The following is a 17,743-nucleotide window of genomic DNA, read 5'->3' as shown; positions in this document are numbered from 1 at the left end:
CACGAGTCGGGCGGCGAGCAGGTGACCGGCCCGCCCGCCGGGTCATCCAGCCCAGACATCCTCGACGTAGCGATCGGCTTCCACCAGGCCGATCAGCCAGTCGTGGGCCCGCTCCTCATCGCTGCCGGTGCGGGCCCGGTAGATGTCGATGAAGGCTTGGCGCACCGCCGGGGCCATCTTGGCGCCATCGCCGCAGACAAAGACGTGGGTTTGTTTCGCGGGGTCTCCCAGCAGCTCCCAGACGTCGTCGGCGTCGGAGGCGATCCGGTCCTGCACGTAGCGGACGCCGTCCTGCGGCGCGCGGGAGAAGGCAGGGCGCATCCGGACTATTCCCTCGGCTTCGGCAGCCTCGAACTGGTCGCGGAAGATGTAGTCCGCGTCGGGATTTCGGACACCGAAGAAACACAAGGCCGGGGAATACGGCGCGCCCTCCTGTTTGGCCGCCAGACGGTCACCGAGGAAGCCACGGAACGGCGCAACGCCGGTCCCGGCGCTGACCAGGATCACATTCTTTGCGGGGTCGGCGCCGGCGCGGAACGCCTGGCGTGCCGGATCGACTCGCGCCCGAATCTGCGTGCCGGCGGCCACGGCGGCCAAGTGGTTGGACGCCACGCCCTGAAACAGCCCGTGGCCGGAGCGTGCCGGCGCGTCGAGCACGCTCACCACGAGTGCCACCAGACCCGGCGCCAGGCGTGACGAGGACGCTATGGAGTAGTGCCGCGGCGTCATCGGTTCAAGCAGCTCAAGCAGCTCCGCGCCGGTCAGCGCGCATGCCGGGCACTCCATGAGGCACTCGAACAAGCTGAGCGGGCAGGGTTCGGCCGCGGCCGCCAGCTGTTCGAGGCGTTCGCGTTCGGGAGGGCAGGGGTTGGCTGCGGCAAGACGGCGCAACTGGCTGGGTGTGACCGGTTTGCGCAGTTCGACGAAGTGGGTGAGCAGCTCGCGTGCGCTCACCTCCCGGTCCAGTGCGATCAGCCGCCGCGAGGCGCGCCGCGGATTGATGGCCAGTCGCCGGTCGCCGTCGATGCCCAGCAGCTCAAGGACCGTGGACACCAGCTCGGGCGGATTGTCGGCCAACACCGTCAGGTGATCACCGGTCTGATACTTGACCCCCTCGGGAAGGGCGATGCGCACAAAGCGCTTGGCCCCGCCGAGTGTGGTGTCGTCGCCGACCAGTGCGGTGTTTTCCAGGACGGTCATCGGTGTCACCGCGAACCGGGCGTCGATTGCCGCCGTGACGGGACCGAGGATGGGACGCATGTCGTAGAGCGGCTCGTCGGTGTCGGTAAGCGGCGCTGCGTCGGGATCGCCGAAGTGTGCCGAAAGGGCTTCGCGTAATGCCGTGGAGAACTCCTCGACGGTTCCGTTGAGATCGCCTGAGGTGTCGGCTGCGGTCAGGGGGAGCAGAGCTTCCGCGCCCAGTTCGGTCAGGCGCTCATCGATGTGTTGGGGGACCGCCTGGTAGGTGTCGGCCCAATTGCGGTCCCCGACACCGAGAACCGCAAAGCGCGGTGTGCCATCCAGTGTTGCGTCGTCACTGAGCAGCCAGGCGAGGAATTCCCGTGCGTCGTCGGTGGGCTGTCCGTTGTAGGACGAGGCCACGATGACGACCGCATCGGTTGCCGGCAGGGCGCCGGCGAAGTCGTCGAGCGCAGCGACCGTGGTGGTGCAACCGAAGTCGGTGGCCTCTTCGGCGAGCTGCTTGGCCAGCGCCCGGCAGGTGCCGAGGTTCGAGCCGTGCAGCACGGCCAGCGTGGTGCCCGCCGTGACCGGGGTGACGGCCCCCGTGGCGTTGCGGTGTGTCACTTCGGCTTGGGGAGCGGCACTGCGGTCTTCCGGTGTGCGACGGATCAGGCTGAGGTGGAACCCCACCGGGCGTCGACTGCGCTCGCTGTCGAAATGCAGCACATAGTGTTGCGAGTCGATCAGGCGATACCGGTGAATCACCCGCGCGATGGTCAGGGTGGCCTCGTGCAGCGCGAACTGGCGGCCGATGCAGGAGCGGGCCCCGGTGCCGAAGGGTTTGAAGACGGCTGCCGGCCTGGCGGCTGCTCGCGCCGGACTGAACCGGTCCGGGTCGAACAGTTCGACGTTGTCACCCCACTCGGGTTGGCGATGCAGAGCGCCGGTGTGGACGCTCACCGCCTCGCCCTTTCTGATCGGGTACTTGCCGCCGATCACCGTGTCCGCCAGAGCCATCCGGTCGAAGCTGACCACGGGAGGGCACAGTCGCAGCGTCTCGTTGATCACCTGCCGTAGGTATTCGAGCTTTCCGATGTCGTCGTAGGTCGGCACATAGTCGTCGTCCACGCCGAACACCGCGTCGACCTCGGCGGTGACCCGCGACAGTACTGCCGGGTGATGCATGAGGTTGTAGAGCGTGGTGGGCATCAGTTCTGATGTGGTCAGCTGGCCGGCGATGAGAAACGTCATGATCTGGTTGCGGATGTTGTCGTCGCTGAGCAGCGGTCGGCCGTCGGCATCATCGCCGAGCATGACGTAGAGCAGATCGTCGGCTTCAGCCGACGGCGTTGCGCGGTGCTGCTTCACCAGCTCGTCGAAGGTGCGGTGCAGCGCGGCCCGCTCCCGGTCGAACTCGGCGGTGGCCCCGGCGTCGCCGAGCTCTGCGAGGGCCGCGGTGAAACTCTGCGGGACCGGGGCCAGGCCCTCATGGGTGAATGAGTCGAATCGTGCCCCGAAACCGGCCAGCGCAACGGTGTCCATCGCGAGCTTTTGCAGGTCGGTGGATGCGTCCACCGGCCGATCCCCGGCGCTGGCATCCCAGCGGGCGACCAGCTGGTCGCCGATGTCGAGCATGGCGCCGTGGTAGTTGCGAAGCCCGGCATAACTGAATCCGGGCATCAGGACGTCGTGGGCCTGCTGCCAGGCCAGCTCACCGTGGTAGGCGGTGAACAACCCGTCACCGGCCAGCTGGCGCACCCGCTCCAGGGGCTGCATCAGGTTCTTGGCGAACCGGCCCTCGTCGCACAGTTCTTCGACCAGCTCACGTGAACAGGCATAGAGCTTGCGTACCCCGCTGTAGTCGGCATAGAACAGCGGCCCGTGCAGGTCACCGAGGATGTCGACGGGGAGCGCGTAGGGCCGACCGGCCAGGTCAGAGGCCGGTGGCAGCGGCCCTTCGGCGGACGGAACGTGGTCCAGGTCCGGGGGAGGCGAGGCGGTGAGGTCGGCCATATCGGGCAGCATAGGCCGCTGCCGGATCCTGTTCCGCCGCAATGCTGATCATCGCACTAGGCGGTGCGGCTCATGCTGGCTGTCCGGGATCTCGGTCGGCAAAGGAGACCACCTCGCCGCGGTTGATCGACACCCAGTCGCGAGCCTGCAGATAGGGCCGGAAGGCCTCGGCGATGCGCTGCTCGTCGGCGGGAGTCTTCGGCCTCTGTAGTTCGTAGAGATGCGGGAACTCCGTCCAGGCCACCACGGCTTCCCACAGGCGCACCGCAGCCTGGCCCATGGGCGGATCGATCAGAACTGGTCCGAACAGGCACTGGCCGTCGGGGAAGAACAGCGTGGGCACCCCATAGCCGCTGGCGCCCACCACACGCTGATGATCGGCCAGCACCTCGTCGTTGGTGGTGGGGTCGGCGATCGCCTGCTCGACCAGATCGGGATCGAATCCGAGTTCTTCGAGCAGATGACGGGCGACCGCCTTCTCGTGCGGCTTGTGACCCTCGACGTGCAAAGCGCGTCCCGCGCGTTCGTACCACGCGTCGACCCCGGCCATCGACTGGCGGCGCAGTAGGGCGCCGATGCGCATCATCGACCAGCCATAGGACCACTCGCGCTCCCAGGGATGCTTCTTGCCTTCTTGGCGGTTGATCTCCTCAAGGCTGAAGAAGCGCCAATTCACGGTGAGGCCGGTCAGGTCTCGGACTTCCCGGATCCACCGTGACGTCTGGTAGGCATAGGGGCACATGACGTCGAAGTGGAAATCGACCGAATCCGGGCGGCTGGTCACATCGTGAACCTGAGGTTGCGGGCGGCGCGGTCACCCAGCTCGTTGTCGCCCTTCCAGGTGAGGGCGCCGGAATCGATCTGGGCCTGCGGGTCGATGCGTCCACATGCCAGCTGAATGAAGGTGGTCGAATCGGTGACCAGTGTGACGTCGGGATCAGCCACGTGGTCAACGGCTTTCGCGCGTCCGTCCACCGCGACGTGTAGCTGGCGGGCAAGCGGTCCGGTGAGATCGAACGTGATGCTCTTGCCGTCGGGCAGGCCCACTTTCTTCCCGACGATGTAGCCCAGCGAGCCTGCGACTTCGGCGAGCGCGATCTCGGCGCCGAGCCCGGTGTCCTCGGTGCTGCGGCCCAGTGGGGTGGCGATGTCTCGTTCGTGCACCCAGAAGTCGAAGACGCGGATCTCCAGAAAGCGTCCGTAGGTGCTGGGACCGAGTGGCGTCCACGACGGTCGTGCGAGATCCGCTTCGGACAGGGCGGCCAGATCGTTTCTCCTACGCTCATAGATCGCGCTCACCAGCTGCCGGTAAGAGGCTGTGTCGGTAGCGGCGTCGCGCAGAAAGTCCGCGGCCGCATCGAACGGCGGCGGAGTGCGGTCATCCTGTGGCATCCAGCCGGCCAGCACCGCCTCGATGCTGGTGACGTGATCGACCACGTCGCGCACCGTCCACTCCGGGCACAGTGACTGAGCGCTCCACTGGGCCTCGTCGAGGTCGGCGCAGAGGGCTTCGAACGCGGAGTAGCAGGATCGCAGGGCGGTGGTGATCCTGTCCACGCTGTCGGCTTCGGGTGTATTCACTGCGGTGTACTCCTTGCCACGAGAACCCTGACGGTGCTTCCCACACGAGCATCCGGCAGGCAAGCGCTGATATCAAGGAGATGGCGAGGCGGGCCCTCAGATCATCCACGGCGCTATCAACGTCATGGCCCCCAGCGTCACCAATCCGATGAGGAAGGCCACGACGGTAAAGCCCATCACCTGACGGACATGCAGCTTCGCTATCGCCAGCAGGGGCAGCAGCCAGAACGGCTGGGTCATGTTCGCGACGCCTTCGCCGACTGCCACGGCCATCGAGACCAACCCCAGATAGGCGGGCGACTGCTGGCCGATCGCCAGCGCGGAGTCGACGGCGATCGGCCCTTGTACGGCCCAGTGCCCGCCGCCTGATGGCACGAACAGGCTGATGATCACCGAGCCCAGGAAAGTCAGGAACGGCAGCGTGTACTCCGTCGCGCCGTTCACCAGCGTTTGGGCCAGCAACGTCTGCAGCGGCTTGGATGCCTCGGCGCCCTGATAGGCGAGCAGTCCGATCAGGCCGCCGTAGAGCGGGTATTGCAGCAGTAGCGGGCCGGAGACCTTGGCTGCGCCAGTGAATGCGCGGATGAACCGGATCGGTGTGCGGTGCAGCAGCGCGCTGGTGACGGTGAACAGCATGATCATCGAGCCGATGTTCAACGCGAAGCCACTGGCCACGAAATACGCTATGCCGGCACCGAAGAGCAGCACATTGAGGATCCAGAGATTCTCCAGCCATTCGGCGAACGTGTTGCCAACCGGTGTCTCCATGACTCGCTCGTCGTCGAACACCGCGACGTCGGGGGCCAGGCTTTCGGCCGGCTCCATCCGCCAGATCGCCAACGCGAGGACCGCTAGTGTGACGATCGCCGAAATCCAGCTGTAGGGCGCGAAGATGGTCTGGCCCAGTGGCACGGTGAACCCGGCGATCTTGTGGATCACGTTGATGGGGCTGCCGGCGTCGGTGTTCGCCAGCGCGATCGACGACGAAAGCCCTTGCGTCCAGACGATGAAGCCCATGAACGCCGCAGCGATCAGGTAGCCGAAATGCGAGTCCGGGAATCGTCGCGCAACCTGTCGGGCGATCAAAGCCCCGGCCACCAGTCCCAGTCCCCAGTTCAGCAGGGACAGAACGGCACTCACGCTGAAGCACAGCAAGGCCCCCTGCGCCTGGTTACGTGGCTTCGCCGCGACACTGTGGATGGCGCGCTTCAAGGCGGGCGTTTCGGCCAGCGTGTAGCCCGTCACCAGGATCAGGACCATCTGGAAGGCGAAGGTGAAGATGTTCTGGTTGCCCCACACCCCGCCGTACCAGGCCTGAAGCATGCCGCTGGCCGATGCTCCGCGGACCAGCACCGCCACCATCCCGGCGACGATCAGGGTGAGGATCAGCGCGAACAGAAACGGGTCGGGCATCAGGCGCTCGACATAGCGGACACTGAGCCCGGTGAGTGACTGCAGGACGCCCCGACGTCGTGCCTGTAGTTCGGTCATCGTGGCACCCCTCGTCAGGATCGCTCAGCGGTGGTTCGTGCGATGTCACGATAGATGCCGCGGCCCGTCGCGCCGGTGATTGTGGACACCGGGGCGCATCAGGCGGGTGACTACTGTGAATCTCGCTCGCTCGCTACAGTCCTGCGGGTCGACAGGGGGAGGCGCGATGCCGTTCGAAGCCTATCTGGACCGGCGCAGGATCGCGGTGCTGATCGCGATCGGAGTGGTGTTTGTTCTGCTCGGTGTGTGGCTGGCCGGCGGCTTCGGGGCGGTGGGCCCCATTCGCGGTTGGTCGCCGCAAGCCCTGCATGTGTTCGGCTGGATCGCGAGCCTCTTCTTCGGCTGCGGCGTAGCGGTACTGGTGCCGAAGTTGTTCTCCTCGGGCGTAGAGATCCGCATCGACAGCGAGGGCGTCTACGCACGCCGCAGCGGCCCATCGGTGATCCCGTGGAGCGTGATTCAGCGCATCACGACCGTGGACGCGGGCCGGGTGCAGCTGGCCCACCTGTTCCTCGACGACTCGTCCGCCTTCAGCGGACGCAGGAGGCTGGGGGCCGCGGCCTTCGGCGACATCACCCTGTCGTTGCAGGGCACGGACCGAAAGCTCAGCGAGATGCGCGCCGCCTTCGACCACTTCGCGCCCGGGAGGCGCGACAGCTCGGCGGACTGATCCCGTCCCTGTCCTCGCGCTGCCCGGTGTGCTAATACTGCCTGTGATCTTGGAGGAAAGGTTTCACCATGGCCGGGCTTTACCACGCCGCGATCGTTTTCCTGATCGTTCTGACGATCGTCACCTTCGTCAGCAGCTTCTGGTTCACCAACCCCTACGGACGCTTCGCCAGTCCGGATGAGCGCTTCACGCTGCCCGGGAAAATCAGCTGGCTGATGTTCGAGTGCCCGCAGTGGTGGGCCTTCACCGTGACGTTCTGGCTGGTGGCGCATCAGCATGGGGCGCCGGCCGTGGTGTTGTACGCATTGTGGCAGTGCCACTACCTCTACCGCGGGCTGATCTATCCGCTGAGCCGCAAGGGCGACGGCAAACGCTTCCCGATATCGGGTATCGCGTTCGGCTTCATCTTCAACGCCGTCAACGGGTTCGCCAATGGCTACGCCGTGGCGCTGGCCCCGCACCTGCAGGACGATCGTTGGTTTGTTGACCCCCGCTTCATCCTGGGTTTGGTGATCGCGGTACTGGGTTGGGGGATCAACTTCCAGGCCGATCGCATCCTGATCGGTCTGCGTGCCGACGGCAGCAGTGGCTATCGCATTCCCTACGGCGGGGTGTACCGCTGGGTGTCGTCGGGCAACTATTTCGGCGAACTCATCTTGTGGACGGGGTGGGCGGTCATGGCCTGGACCGTTCCGGGTCTGCTCTTCGTGCTGTTCTCCATCGCCAACCTGGGACCCAGGGCAATGGCCACCCACAAGTGGTATCGGCAGCAGTTCCCCGACTACCCGCCCAACCGCAAGGCGCTCATTCCCGGGCTGCTCTAGCCGACGTAAAGGCGGACCGCGCACAGGGTTCCCGGGGAAGCGGCGTTCTGAGAGAACTCGAACAGCCCCACCCCGCGCTTGCCATCCAATTGCGCAGTCGCGGTGACGGTGCGCCCGGCAGCGAGGAGCTTGTCGACTTGCAGATGCCGTGCACCTGAGATGAATTCGGCAACCGAGTTCTCCCCGACACCATCGAGGCTCAGCGTCGCGTTCGGAGCCAACTGGGCCGAAACCGCCGCCGCATCACCTTGCGCCAGCGCCGCGACAAGATCTTCGACACGACGCTTTCCGCGCTTGCGCACCCCAGACAGGCCGCGCAGGAAACCCGCGCAGCCAGAAAGCCCTTGATGACGGACCAGCTGGGGTCCCAGAATCACCGAGGCCAGCAGTCCGCGGCCGCCCGAGGTCAGCAACTGACCGACCATCTTCTGCAGCTCCCAGTGCGCGAACAACCGCTGGATCTTCAGCGGGCCGTCCGGCCCCTGCTCGACCAGGTCGTAGCGCAGGTGCATCGGGATGTGCATGGTGACACCCGTCGACATCGTGGTGTGCACCGTCAGGTCGCGAAATACCGACATGCCGGCGACCACATCGTGCTGCACCTCGAAGGCGATGGTGTTGGGTGCGATGAAGGTGTCGAAGAATCGTCCGATCGCGGCCGTGCCGACATGGGGAGTCGACCCGACCGGGTCGTTCACCTGCCCGTCGGGGGCGAAGATTCCGACCCACGCCGACTTATCATGTATCGCGACAGCTTTCGGCGACTGCTCTACCGCATCCAGTAGTGCTTCGGCACTGTGCGGCGAACCTCGATCCGGCATCCGGCTTCCTCTCGTCTCGAGAACTCTGCGGGCCCTCAGTTGCGCATCCGCAACACGACCTTGCCGGCCGCGGTGCGATTCTCCAGGGCTGCCAGTGCGTCGGCGGCCTGATCGAGGTCGAACAGGTCCGGCTGGGGGGCCGGCACCTTCCCCGACGCCAGCAGCGGCTCCAACACCGCCCACTGTCGCTCCAGCTCTCCGGGATGCGACATCACCCAGGCGCCCCACCCGACACCGACCACGTCGATGTTGTTGAGCAGCAGCCGGTTCACCTTCACGGTGGGGATATCGCCGCCGGTGAAACCCACCACCAACAGCTTTCCTCCGGGGGCCAAGGAACGCAGCGAGTCGGTGAACCGGTCGCCGCCCACCGGGTCGAGCACCAGATCCACGCCGCGACCGCCGGTCAATTCGGCCACCGCTTCGCGGAAACCTTCGGCAAGCACCGTGTCGGTGGCGCCGGCAGCCCGAGCTACCTCGGCTTTCTCCTCAGTGGAGACCACAGCGATCACCCTTGATGCACCCAATGCTCCGGCCAGTCGCAGGGTAGAGGTGCCGATACCCCCGGCAGCGCCGTGCACCAGAACGCTCGCACCTTCGGTCAACTGGCCGCGCGTGGTCAGCGCGAACAGCACCGTCAGGTCGTTGAACAGCAGCCCCGCGCCAGCCTCGAACGACACGGTGTCCGGCAGTTTGAACACCTGCTCGGGCGGTACCGAGATCACCTGTGCCATTGCGCCGTTGAGCATGGTCAGCGCCGCAACTCGATCGCCGGCGCGCACGTGAGCGCCGGCAGGGGCGCTGCGCACCACGCCGGCCGCCTCCCCGCCGGGCACGAACGGCAGTTCCGGTTTGTACTGATAGAGCCCGCGTGACTGCAACACATCGGGAAACGCCACGCCGGCAGCGTGAATGTCGATGACGACCTGATCGTCGCCGACCGGCTCATCGAGCTCGACCACCTGGGCGCCAGCCGGTCCGTCGAGTTGCGAAATCTGTACCGCGCGCATGGGCGAACCCTTCATCAGTAGTGCTTTCGGTGAAACCTAGTCCACCCGGGCGTATGCTCGCGATGCGGCAGCGTTGCCGCGATTCCGGTGAGGTGACGATGAGTGCTCAACGGCCCAGTCGGCGGCGAAATGTCGGCACGTTCCCGGCGGTATTACCGCCGGCCCGCACCATGGCGGTCCGCTCCGCGGACGGAACCAAACTGCACACCCAGGTCTTCGGCCCGCCCGACGGATATCCGATCGTGCTGGCGCACGGCATCACCTGCGCCATCCGGGTATGGGGTCATCAGATCGCCGATCTCGCCACCGATCACCGCGTGATCGCCTTCGACCACCGCGGCCATGGCCGCAGCGGGATACCCAAGCGCGGCGGCTACAGCCTGACGCACCTGGCCTCCGATCTGGACTCGGTGCTGGACGCCACCCTGGCGCCAGGAGAGCGTGCCGTCATCGCGGGGCATTCCATGGGCGGTATGGCGATCAGTGCTTGGTCGGACCGCTACCGGCACAAGGTGCACCAGCGTGCCGATGCAGTGGCGCTGATCAACACCACCATCGGCAACCTGCTGGCCGAGGTCGAGCTGTTCCAGGTGCCCTCGCCGCTGCAGCGGGCCCGGGTACAGGCGGCCCGGCGCGGCTTGCTGGCTTTTGGCAGCGTGCCGATCGTGGGCCCGGCGAATCTGGCAGTCCGGCAGTTCGTGCACATGCTCGCGGTCGGCGGCGAGGCCCACCCGTCGGTCACCTCGTTGGTCTGCGATCTGTTCGCCAGCACTCCGGCTGCCAGCCGCGGTCACTGGGTGCGGGCCCTCGTGGACGCGCTCGGCCCGGCGTCCTACATCGACCTCGACGGACTGACCGTACCCACCTTGGTGATCGGCAGCAGGCGCGACCGGCTGTTGCCTCTGCTGGCGTCGCAGCGGATCGCCGACACGGCACCGAACCTGACCCGTTTCATCGAGGTCAGCGGGGGACACTGCTCCATCCTCGAACACCCCGCGGTGGTGAATCGGGAGCTTCGGGACCTGGTAGACCTGGCCACCGGATCCACCGGCGGCATGGCCGTCGGTTCCGGGACCCGGTCGTAGGTCCTCGGATCCGTATTGAGAGTACTCACCGCACTCAGTGGGCTCACCGGTGTCGTCGATCAGGCCCGCGAACTGCGTGAAGCAGGAGTCAGCGGGGTCTTCACCTTTGAGGGACCCCACGATGCTTTCGCCCCATTGACCCTGGCCGCCGGTGTGGGCGGTCTGGACCTGATGACCAACGTCGCGATCGCGTTCCCGCGCAACCCGATCCACCTGGCGCACCAGGCCAACGACCATCAACTGCTCAGCGAGGGCCGCTTCGTGCTGGGCCTGGGCACGCAGATCCGTGCGCAGATCGAGAAGCGCTTCGGTGCCGCCTTCGATCGGCCGGTAGACCGGATGGTCGAACTCATCGCCGCGCTGCGGGCGATCTTCGATTCCTGGAACACCGGCGCCCGCTTGGATTTTCGCGGTGAGTTCTACCGCCACACGCTGATGACCCCGACGTTCAGTCCGGGGCCGAACCCCTACGGCGCGCCCCCGATCTATGTCGGGGCGCTGGGACCGCGGCTGACCCGAGCGGCAGCCGCGCATGCCGACGGGCTCCTGGTCATGCCGTTCTCCACCAAACGGTTCCTGCACGAGAACACCATGACGGCGGTGCGCGCCGGACTGACCCAATCCGGGCGCCGTGAAGAGGACTTCACGGTCGTGCCCGAGATCATTGTGGCTACCGGCGCCACCGACGCCGAGCGGGCGGCGGCCGAAGCCGCCACCCGGATGCTGCTGGGTTTCTACGCCTCGACGCCGGCGTACGCCCCGGTGTTGGCCGCGCACGGTTGGCAGGATCTGCAGCCGGAACTGAATTCTCTGTCCAAGCAGGGCCAATGGGCCCAGATGGGCGCGCGGATCACCGACGAGATTCTGCACACCATCGCCGCATGCGGTACGCCGGCGCAGGTGGCCGAGCGCATTCGTGACCGGGTGGACGGGATCGCCGACACCGTCTGCATCTACCAGGCGGCGCCGATCGCCCCGCCGCTGATCGGTGAGATCGTCAGCGGGCTGCGCTGACGAAGTCCGCTAGTGCGTGCGCGGATCGGTCAGGATCTCGACCAGAGCCCCATGCTTTCCGGCCCGGCGAACCGGCCATCGGCCATCAGGGCGCCGCGGTGCGCGCACCGGCCGTACAGGGCCGAGACCACGTCGCCGCGGCGCACCAGGACCACGTCCACGCCGTTGACCACCACGGGGTGAGGCACGCCTTCGCCCAGTTCCGCGGTGGATGCGACGCGCAGCGCGGTCCCCGGTTCGGAAATCACGATCCGGGAGTCCGATACCGGTCTGTCCCAGAGCCCTTGTCCTGTCACAATCATGGTGTGCCGCTGCTGTTCGAACCCTTGCGACTCCGCGACCTGACGATCCCGAACCGGATCTGGATGTCGCCCATGTGTCAGTACTCCGCCGCGCCCACCGGCCCGTCGGTCGGCGTGCCGACGGACTGGCACCGCACCCATCTGATGAGTCGGGCCGTCGGCGGAGCCGGGATCGTCTTCACCGAGGCGACGGCGGTGAGCCCGGAGGGCCGGCTGTCGCCTTACGACACCGGGATCTGGAACGCCGCGCAGGAGCAGGCCTGGTCGGCGATCGTCGACAGCATCGAGAGCTGCGGGGTCGTCGCCGGGATACAGCTCGGGCATGCCGGACGCAAAGCATCGACGGTGGCGCCGTGGGACGGGCATCGGTCACTGGACCCGGCGGATCCCCTGAGCTGGGCTACCCTCGGACCGACCGAGCAGCCGTATGGGAGTTTCGAACCGCCCAGGCAGGCCACCGCCGACGACATCGCCAAGATCATCGATGACTACATCGCGGCCGCGCAGCGTGCCCTGCGGGCCGGTTTCCGGGTGCTCCAGATTCATGCCGCGCATGGGTATATCCAGCATCAGTTCCTATCGGCGGCCAGCAACACACGAGATGACGCCTACGGTGGCGATTTTCACCGGCGGGTCAGGCTGACGCTCGACACGGTCGCCGCGGTCCGCAGCGTCTGGCCGCGGCACCTTCCGCTGTTCGTGCGGGTCTCCGCGACGGACTGGGTCACCGACGAGCCGGGGCTGGAAGTGGGCAGCTGGACCGCCGACCAGACCGTCGAACTGGCCAAACTGCTGGCAGACCGCGACGTCGATCTGCTCGACGTGTCCACCGGTGGCAATGTGCCGCACGTGCAGATTCCGGTGGGACCGGGTTACCAGGTGCCGTTCGCTCGTCGCGTGCAGCGGGAGACCGCGTTGCCCGCCGCGGCGGTCGGCATGATCACCGAAGCAGCTCAGGCGGAGTCCATCCTGGCCGACGGCGACGCGTCGGCGGTGATGATCGCACGGCAGCTGCTACGAGATCCCTACTGGCCGCGTCACGTAGCCCGAGAGCTCGGAGCCACAATGAATCCGCCCGTTCCTCGCCAGTACGCCCGGGCCTGACGGAAAGGCCACGCGCGGGGACGACGCCATCGCCGAGTTCTACGGAGCCATGGTGACCCAGTCCGGGAATCCCGTCGGGTCGTGGCGCCCCAGCACGCCGTGTTCGTAGAGACCCCAGCCCTCGACCGGCGCGGCGTCCCCGTCTCGACACACCGCCCGTCCCACGTGGTCGATCATCCCGAAGCTGGTGCGCCCGAGGACACCCGGATCGGTCATGTCGTAGGTCAGCCGCTCGGTGAATTTCTCGCCCTTCCACTGGCCGTGCAGCCAATCGACGTCGCCGCCGTAGCCGCCGCCGACGTGGATGGGTACCGGCAGCTTGGACTCCACTTCGAAGACCACCGGAGTGCCGTCGGGCCGGCTGGCCTCGATGGTGGCCCCGGTGGCGATGCGAGTGCCGGGCCGGTAGCGGGTGGAGATTCGCGGCCAGCCCAACTGCTCGATGCGGCCGTCGCGCCAGATGCGGCTGCAGTCGTTGAGGGAACGGAAGCCGTCGGGCTCTTCCTGGATGATCATCACCACCGCGAACTCCTCGAAGGCCATCGGCAGGTACAGCCACCACATGCCGTCGAATGGAGGGTCGGCGGGCCGGCCGGCAGGTTCGCGTTCCCCGACCGGGCGAATGCCCCACGAGCGGTCGCGTGATCCGATCCAGACCTCGGGATCGACGGCAATCTCTTCACCGTCGATCACGATCTGTCCACTCCAGCAACCGAGTTGGGCAAAGCGCTGCGCGTCCAGGGTCACCCTGTTGCCGGTCCGCAGAATGTGCCGCTGCTCCTGCACCGGGTCGAACAGTCCCTCCCAGCGCAGGTCGAGCGCAATGCCCTCGGTCTCATCCATCACCACCCGCAGGCGGCGCAGCGGATCGGTTACCTCAATGCGATACGCGCCGATCCGCTGGTTGAGCCGATCTTGGTCCATGGCGTCGGACAGGTGCACCGCGGTCTGGGTGTCGCCGCGGCGCACCAGGACGTAGGCGTCCTTGACGCCGAGGTTGGGGTAGTAACCGGACCCGGTGATCAAGAAGATGTCCCCGGTGCGGTCGTGGGCGTTCAGGTAGCAGCGGTCGTAGAAGTTGCGGTCTGAAGAACCCGGCCAGGCGATCGGCTGCGGTAGTTGGTGAATCGGGAACTCGTCCAGTGGTCCCAGCATCAGATCTGTTCTCCGATCAACCTTTTCAGCAACCCGGCGTGATAGAACAACGATTCGGGGTCATCGGGCCTCTCCATCTCCCCGAAGTGGACTCGGCGGGCTCCGGTACGCATGAACACGATCGCCCACATCACCCCGGCGTAAACGTAAAACCAGTGCAGGTCGCCCAGCTCGACGCCGGTCAGTTGCTGGTAGGTGGCCCGGACGTCGTCCTCGCGCAGGACCTGCGGAAGGCCGGGCAGCCCGGCCAGCCCGGCGAGTTCTTCGAACACCAAGTGCGCGAAGATAACCCACGACACATCCAGCTCGCGAGGCCCCAACGCCACCATCTCCCAATCCAGCACGGCAACGGGGTGGAAGTCGCGGTAGAGCACATTTCCGATTCGGGAGTCGCCCCAACACAGCACCGTGTCGCCGGCGGCTGCGCCGGCAGGCCAGTTGTCCTCCAGCCAGGCCAGGGTGCGGTCCAACAGCGGCGAGCGCCCCATGTCGGGCACCGCGAATTCATACCACTGCCGGACGCCTTCGAAGTGACGTCGCAGGGCGGTGTCCCCGTCGGATCCCTCGTCGAGGAAGCCGAACGTCTGCGCCGCGTCGGGGATAGCGTGCAGCTTGGCGAGCACCTCGATGGTGGCGTCCTGCAGGGTCCGCTGCTGCTCGGCCGTCGCATCGGCGAACCAGTTGCTGCCGAAGGTGTAGGGCATGACGTCGGGTGGCACCTCGCCGTCGATGCGGTCCATCAGGAAGAAGGGTCGGTCCAACACCTCACCGGTGGGCTCGATCCAACGCACCGTGGGCACCGGCACGTCGGTGAGTTCGCCGACGAGCCGCATGACCTCGAACTGGTGGTCGAGGCGGTAGGTCGGAAACACCGGAACGTCTTCGGCCGCAGGGGCCACCCGCATCACCCAGCGCTGTTCGGCCGGGGCGCCGTCGGCCGTCCAGCGGCCGGCGAGCATGATCGTCTCCGACGACATTCCGTTGGTGTCGACGCCGCTTTCTACGGTGATCTCCGGCGTGGCCGAGCCTGGCAACTGGGTGGTCAGCCAGCGAGACATTACCGTGGGCAGGGTGGTCACATCGCGGCTAGAACGTTGGATCCGGCCGACATCCTTTTCCACAGTCGGTTGGTCGCCCACGGTTGTATCCTCCGTCAGGGTAATTACGATACGACAGGTAGCGTTATGAAAGCAGAACCTTCGCCGGTTGACAAGGGGTCTGGAGCCGGACGGCCCCGCGACCCTCGCATCGACGCTGCCATATTGCAGGCCGCCGTGGAACTGGTTGTCGAAGTTGGATATACGAATCTGAGCCTGGCCGCGGTTGCCGAGCGTGCCGGAACGACCAAGACCGCGCTGTACCGGCGGTGGCCCAGTAAGGCCGAGCTGGTGCACGAGGCGATCTTCTCGGTGCCGCCCAGTGCGGTCACCGCCCCGCCGGGCGACGCAGCCGGCGATCTGCGGGCGATGATGACCGGTGCGCGCGACGCCTTCACCAACCCGGTGGTACGGGCGGCGCTGCCCGGGCTGATCGCCGATATGGCGACCAACGCGGAGCTGACCGCACGCGTGCTGGAGCGTTTCCAGGGCTTGTTCGAGGTGATGCGCCGGTGGGTGGCGGACTCGGTGAGTCGCGGCGATGCGCGGCCCGGCGTGGATCCCGACCGGCTGGTCGAATTGATCGGCGGCGCGGCACTATTGGCCATGATGTTGCGGCCCGGCGACGACCTCGATGATGGCTGGGTGCAACGAACCGCCGACATCATTGCTCACGGCGTCACGGCCTAGTCCGATGTCTGCATCGACCGATCCGCAGCCCTTTCCCGACGATTGGGAATCGTTGCTGGTGCTGGTGCCGCATCCCGACGATCCCGAATACGGCATCGCGGCGGCGGTCGCGAAGTGGACCGCCTCCGGTAAGAACGTCCGCTACGCGTTGGCCTCCCGCGGTGAGGTGGGCATCGCTGGGATGGACCCCCACCAGGCCGGGCCGCTTCGGGAAGCCGAGCAGCGGCGAGCCGCAGCGATCGTCGGGGTAGACCCGGTCGACGGAGTCGACTTCTGGGACTTCCCGGACAGCGACATCGCCAACACGCCCGCGCTGCGCGCAAAGATCGCCGCGGTGATCAACGAAGCCCGCCCCGATGTGGTGGTGGCGGTGTATGGCGCACCCGAGTTCGCCCCCGGGGTTCCCAACCAGCGTGACCACATCGAATTCGCGGCCGCGGTCAACCAAGCCTGGGACACCTTGGCGCACAAGCCGCGCTGGCTCTTCCAGGGCGGCCCGGGGCCCACCCACGTCGAAACCGTGGATGGGTATCTCGATGTCGCGGTGGACGCCCTTGCCGCCCACGAGGTCTATCTGTCGGTCCTTGATCCCGCTACGCCGGTACGTGAACAGGCGCGCGGGGTGGTCGACATGACGACCGCGATGCACGCCGGGAGCCGGGTGGCCGGATTTCGTCTGCAGCGCAGCACACCCGCATGAGTGGGATCACGAGGACGCTGCGGATCGGCGTGCTCGGCGCGGCACGGATCACCCCGGATGCCCTGCTCAAACCTGCCGCCGCCAATCCCGAGGTGGTGGTGAGTGCCGTAGCGGCCCGCGATGCCGAGCGCGCCCGGGCCTTCGCCGCCAAGCACGGCATCGACCGGGTGCACACCAGCTACGACGCGCTCATCGCCGACCCGGATCTCGACGCCGTCTACATTCCGCTGCCGAACCACCTGCACGGCAGCTGGACCCGTGCTGCGCTGGCTGCCGGCAAGCATGTGCTCTGCGAGAAGCCGTTCACCGCGAATGCCGCCGAAGCGCGCGAGATCGCCGCGGCGGCCGCCGCTACCGATCGGGTGGTGATGGAGGCGTTTCATTACCGCTATCACCCGATGACCGCGCGCATCGAAGAGATCATCGCCTCGGGCGAGCTCGGGGAGCTGCGCCAGGTGGACGCCGCACTCAGTTTCCCGCTGCCGCGGTTTTCCGACATCCGCTACGACTACGCACTGGCGGGTGGGGCCCTGATGGATGCCGGCTGCTATGCGGTGCACATGGCGCGTACCTTCGGCGGGGCCACCCCGGAAGTCGTTTCCGCGCGCGCAAAACTGCGCGATCCGCTCGTGGACCGGGCGATGACGGCACAGCTGCGATTTCCCGCCGGACACACCGGGACCATCCGCTGCTCGTTGTGGTCGTCCAACCTGCTGCAGGTCAGTGCCCGTGTGATCGGCGAGCGCGGCGAACTGCGGGCGCTCAATCCGTTGATGCCGCAGTACTTCCACCGGTTGCAGATCCGCGCGGGCGGCGGCAGGCGAGTCGAGCGGTTCACCCACCGGGCGTCCTATGCCTACCAGCTCGACGCGTTCGCCGATGCGGTGTTGCGCGGCGTGCCGGTGCGCACCACGCCGCAGGACGCGATCGAGAACATGACCGTGATCGACGCGATCTATCGGGCGGCTGGACTCCCGCTGCGCGAGCCGGTCCAGCGCTGCTGA

17 protein-coding genes are annotated in these 17,743 nt (G+C 66.8%); 8 read left to right on the top strand and 9 right to left on the bottom strand.

Annotated elements, in window-relative coordinates:
- Positions 1–42 precede the first annotated feature (42 nt).
- From G6N09_RS02955 to G6N09_RS02940, 4 genes are all read right to left on the bottom strand, one after another.
- Entirely contained in the window at positions 43–3,195 is a 3,153-nt protein-coding gene (locus tag G6N09_RS02955; RefSeq protein WP_083027829.1) for a bifunctional cytochrome P450/NADPH--P450 reductase, read from the bottom strand.
- Between the two features lie 70 nt (positions 3,196–3,265).
- On the bottom strand, positions 3,266–3,979 hold the full coding sequence (locus tag G6N09_RS02950; protein ID WP_083027825.1) for a mycothiol-dependent nitroreductase Rv2466c family protein: 714 nt from the start codon (positions 3,977–3,979) through the stop codon (positions 3,266–3,268).
- The gene (locus tag G6N09_RS02945; RefSeq protein ID WP_179959866.1) at positions 3,976–4,776 is read right to left on the bottom strand and encodes a maleylpyruvate isomerase family mycothiol-dependent enzyme; all 801 of its coding nucleotides are present in this window, start codon (positions 4,774–4,776) and stop codon (positions 3,976–3,978) included. The genes G6N09_RS02950 and G6N09_RS02945 overlap by 4 nt, the downstream gene beginning before the upstream one ends.
- Before the next feature lie 96 nt (positions 4,777–4,872).
- The gene (locus G6N09_RS02940; RefSeq protein ID WP_083027823.1) at positions 4,873–6,267 is read right to left on the bottom strand and encodes a TIGR00366 family protein; all 1,395 of its coding nucleotides are present in this window, start codon (positions 6,265–6,267) and stop codon (positions 4,873–4,875) included.
- A gap of 166 nt (positions 6,268–6,433) precedes the next feature.
- On the opposite strand from G6N09_RS02940, the gene G6N09_RS02935 reads away from it, so the two are divergent.
- Together G6N09_RS02935 and G6N09_RS02930 are read left to right on the top strand one after the other, a co-directional pair.
- On the top strand, positions 6,434–6,937 hold the full coding sequence (locus G6N09_RS02935) for an STM3941 family protein (protein WP_083027822.1): 504 nt from the start codon (positions 6,434–6,436) through the stop codon (positions 6,935–6,937).
- Positions 6,938–7,005: 68 nt separating this feature from the next.
- Entirely contained in the window at positions 7,006–7,761 is a 756-nt protein-coding gene (locus G6N09_RS02930) for a DUF1295 domain-containing protein (RefSeq protein ID WP_083027821.1), read from the top strand.
- On the opposite strand, the gene G6N09_RS02925 is transcribed toward G6N09_RS02930, so the two are convergent.
- Together G6N09_RS02925 and G6N09_RS02920 are read right to left on the bottom strand one after the other, a co-directional pair.
- On the bottom strand, positions 7,758–8,582 hold the full coding sequence (locus tag G6N09_RS02925; RefSeq protein ID WP_083027820.1) for a nuclear transport factor 2 family protein: 825 nt from the start codon (positions 8,580–8,582) through the stop codon (positions 7,758–7,760). The two genes, G6N09_RS02930 and G6N09_RS02925, sit on opposite strands and share 4 nt — an antisense overlap.
- 35 nt (positions 8,583–8,617) lie before the next feature.
- The gene (locus G6N09_RS02920; protein WP_083027819.1) at positions 8,618–9,592 is read right to left on the bottom strand and encodes an NADPH:quinone oxidoreductase family protein; all 975 of its coding nucleotides are present in this window, start codon (positions 9,590–9,592) and stop codon (positions 8,618–8,620) included.
- A gap of 98 nt (positions 9,593–9,690) precedes the next feature.
- On the opposite strand from G6N09_RS02920, the gene G6N09_RS02915 reads away from it, so the two are divergent.
- The gene (locus G6N09_RS02915; RefSeq protein WP_083027828.1) at positions 9,691–10,677 is read left to right on the top strand and encodes an alpha/beta fold hydrolase; all 987 of its coding nucleotides are present in this window, start codon (positions 9,691–9,693) and stop codon (positions 10,675–10,677) included.
- Between the two features lie 15 nt (positions 10,678–10,692).
- Entirely contained in the window at positions 10,693–11,691 is a 999-nt protein-coding gene (locus G6N09_RS02910) for a TIGR03617 family F420-dependent LLM class oxidoreductase (RefSeq protein ID WP_083027818.1), read from the top strand.
- A gap of 29 nt (positions 11,692–11,720) precedes the next feature.
- On the opposite strand, the gene G6N09_RS02905 is transcribed toward G6N09_RS02910, so the two are convergent.
- Positions 11,721–11,939 (bottom strand): Rieske 2Fe-2S domain-containing protein, encoded by a 219-nt coding sequence (locus G6N09_RS02905; RefSeq protein ID WP_083027817.1) that lies wholly within the window; start codon positions 11,937–11,939, stop codon positions 11,721–11,723.
- A 57-nt stretch (positions 11,940–11,996) separates the two neighbouring features.
- On the opposite strand from G6N09_RS02905, the gene G6N09_RS02900 reads away from it, so the two are divergent.
- Positions 11,997–13,097 (top strand): NADH:flavin oxidoreductase/NADH oxidase, encoded by a 1,101-nt coding sequence (locus G6N09_RS02900; RefSeq protein ID WP_083027816.1) that lies wholly within the window; start codon positions 11,997–11,999, stop codon positions 13,095–13,097.
- Positions 13,098–13,136: 39 nt separating this feature from the next.
- On the opposite strand, the gene G6N09_RS02895 is transcribed toward G6N09_RS02900, so the two are convergent.
- Both G6N09_RS02895 and G6N09_RS02890 read right to left on the bottom strand, forming a co-directional pair.
- Positions 13,137–14,252 (bottom strand): Rv3169 family protein, encoded by a 1,116-nt coding sequence (locus G6N09_RS02895; RefSeq protein ID WP_083027815.1) that lies wholly within the window; start codon positions 14,250–14,252, stop codon positions 13,137–13,139.
- Positions 14,252–15,391 carry a phosphotransferase family protein gene (locus G6N09_RS02890; protein WP_083027814.1) on the bottom strand — a complete coding sequence of 380 codons (1,140 nt, stop codon included), beginning with the start codon at positions 15,389–15,391 and terminating at the stop codon, positions 14,252–14,254. The genes G6N09_RS02895 and G6N09_RS02890 overlap by 1 nt, the downstream gene beginning before the upstream one ends.
- Positions 15,392–15,436: 45 nt before the next feature.
- On the opposite strand from G6N09_RS02890, the gene G6N09_RS02885 reads away from it, so the two are divergent.
- The 3 genes from G6N09_RS02885 to G6N09_RS02875 are packed head-to-tail and all read left to right on the top strand — an operon-like array spanning position 15,437 to position 17,743.
- Positions 15,437–16,039, top strand: a complete 603-nt coding sequence (locus G6N09_RS02885; RefSeq protein WP_083027813.1) for a TetR/AcrR family transcriptional regulator — start codon at positions 15,437–15,439, stop codon at positions 16,037–16,039.
- 4 nt (positions 16,040–16,043) lie between these two features.
- On the top strand, positions 16,044–16,739 hold the full coding sequence (locus tag G6N09_RS02880) for a PIG-L deacetylase family protein (protein ID WP_083027812.1): 696 nt from the start codon (positions 16,044–16,046) through the stop codon (positions 16,737–16,739).
- A complete protein-coding gene (locus G6N09_RS02875; RefSeq protein WP_083027811.1) occupies positions 16,736–17,743 on the top strand; it encodes a Gfo/Idh/MocA family protein in 1,008 nt (335 codons plus the stop codon). Before G6N09_RS02880 ends, G6N09_RS02875 begins: the two co-directional genes overlap by 4 nt.

It is taken from the genome of Mycolicibacter minnesotensis, assembly GCF_010731755.1.
In the GTDB taxonomy this organism is placed as follows: Bacteria; Actinomycetota; Actinomycetes; order Mycobacteriales; family Mycobacteriaceae; genus Mycobacterium; species Mycobacterium minnesotense.
This window is presented reverse-complemented; position numbering and strand designations above follow the sequence as displayed.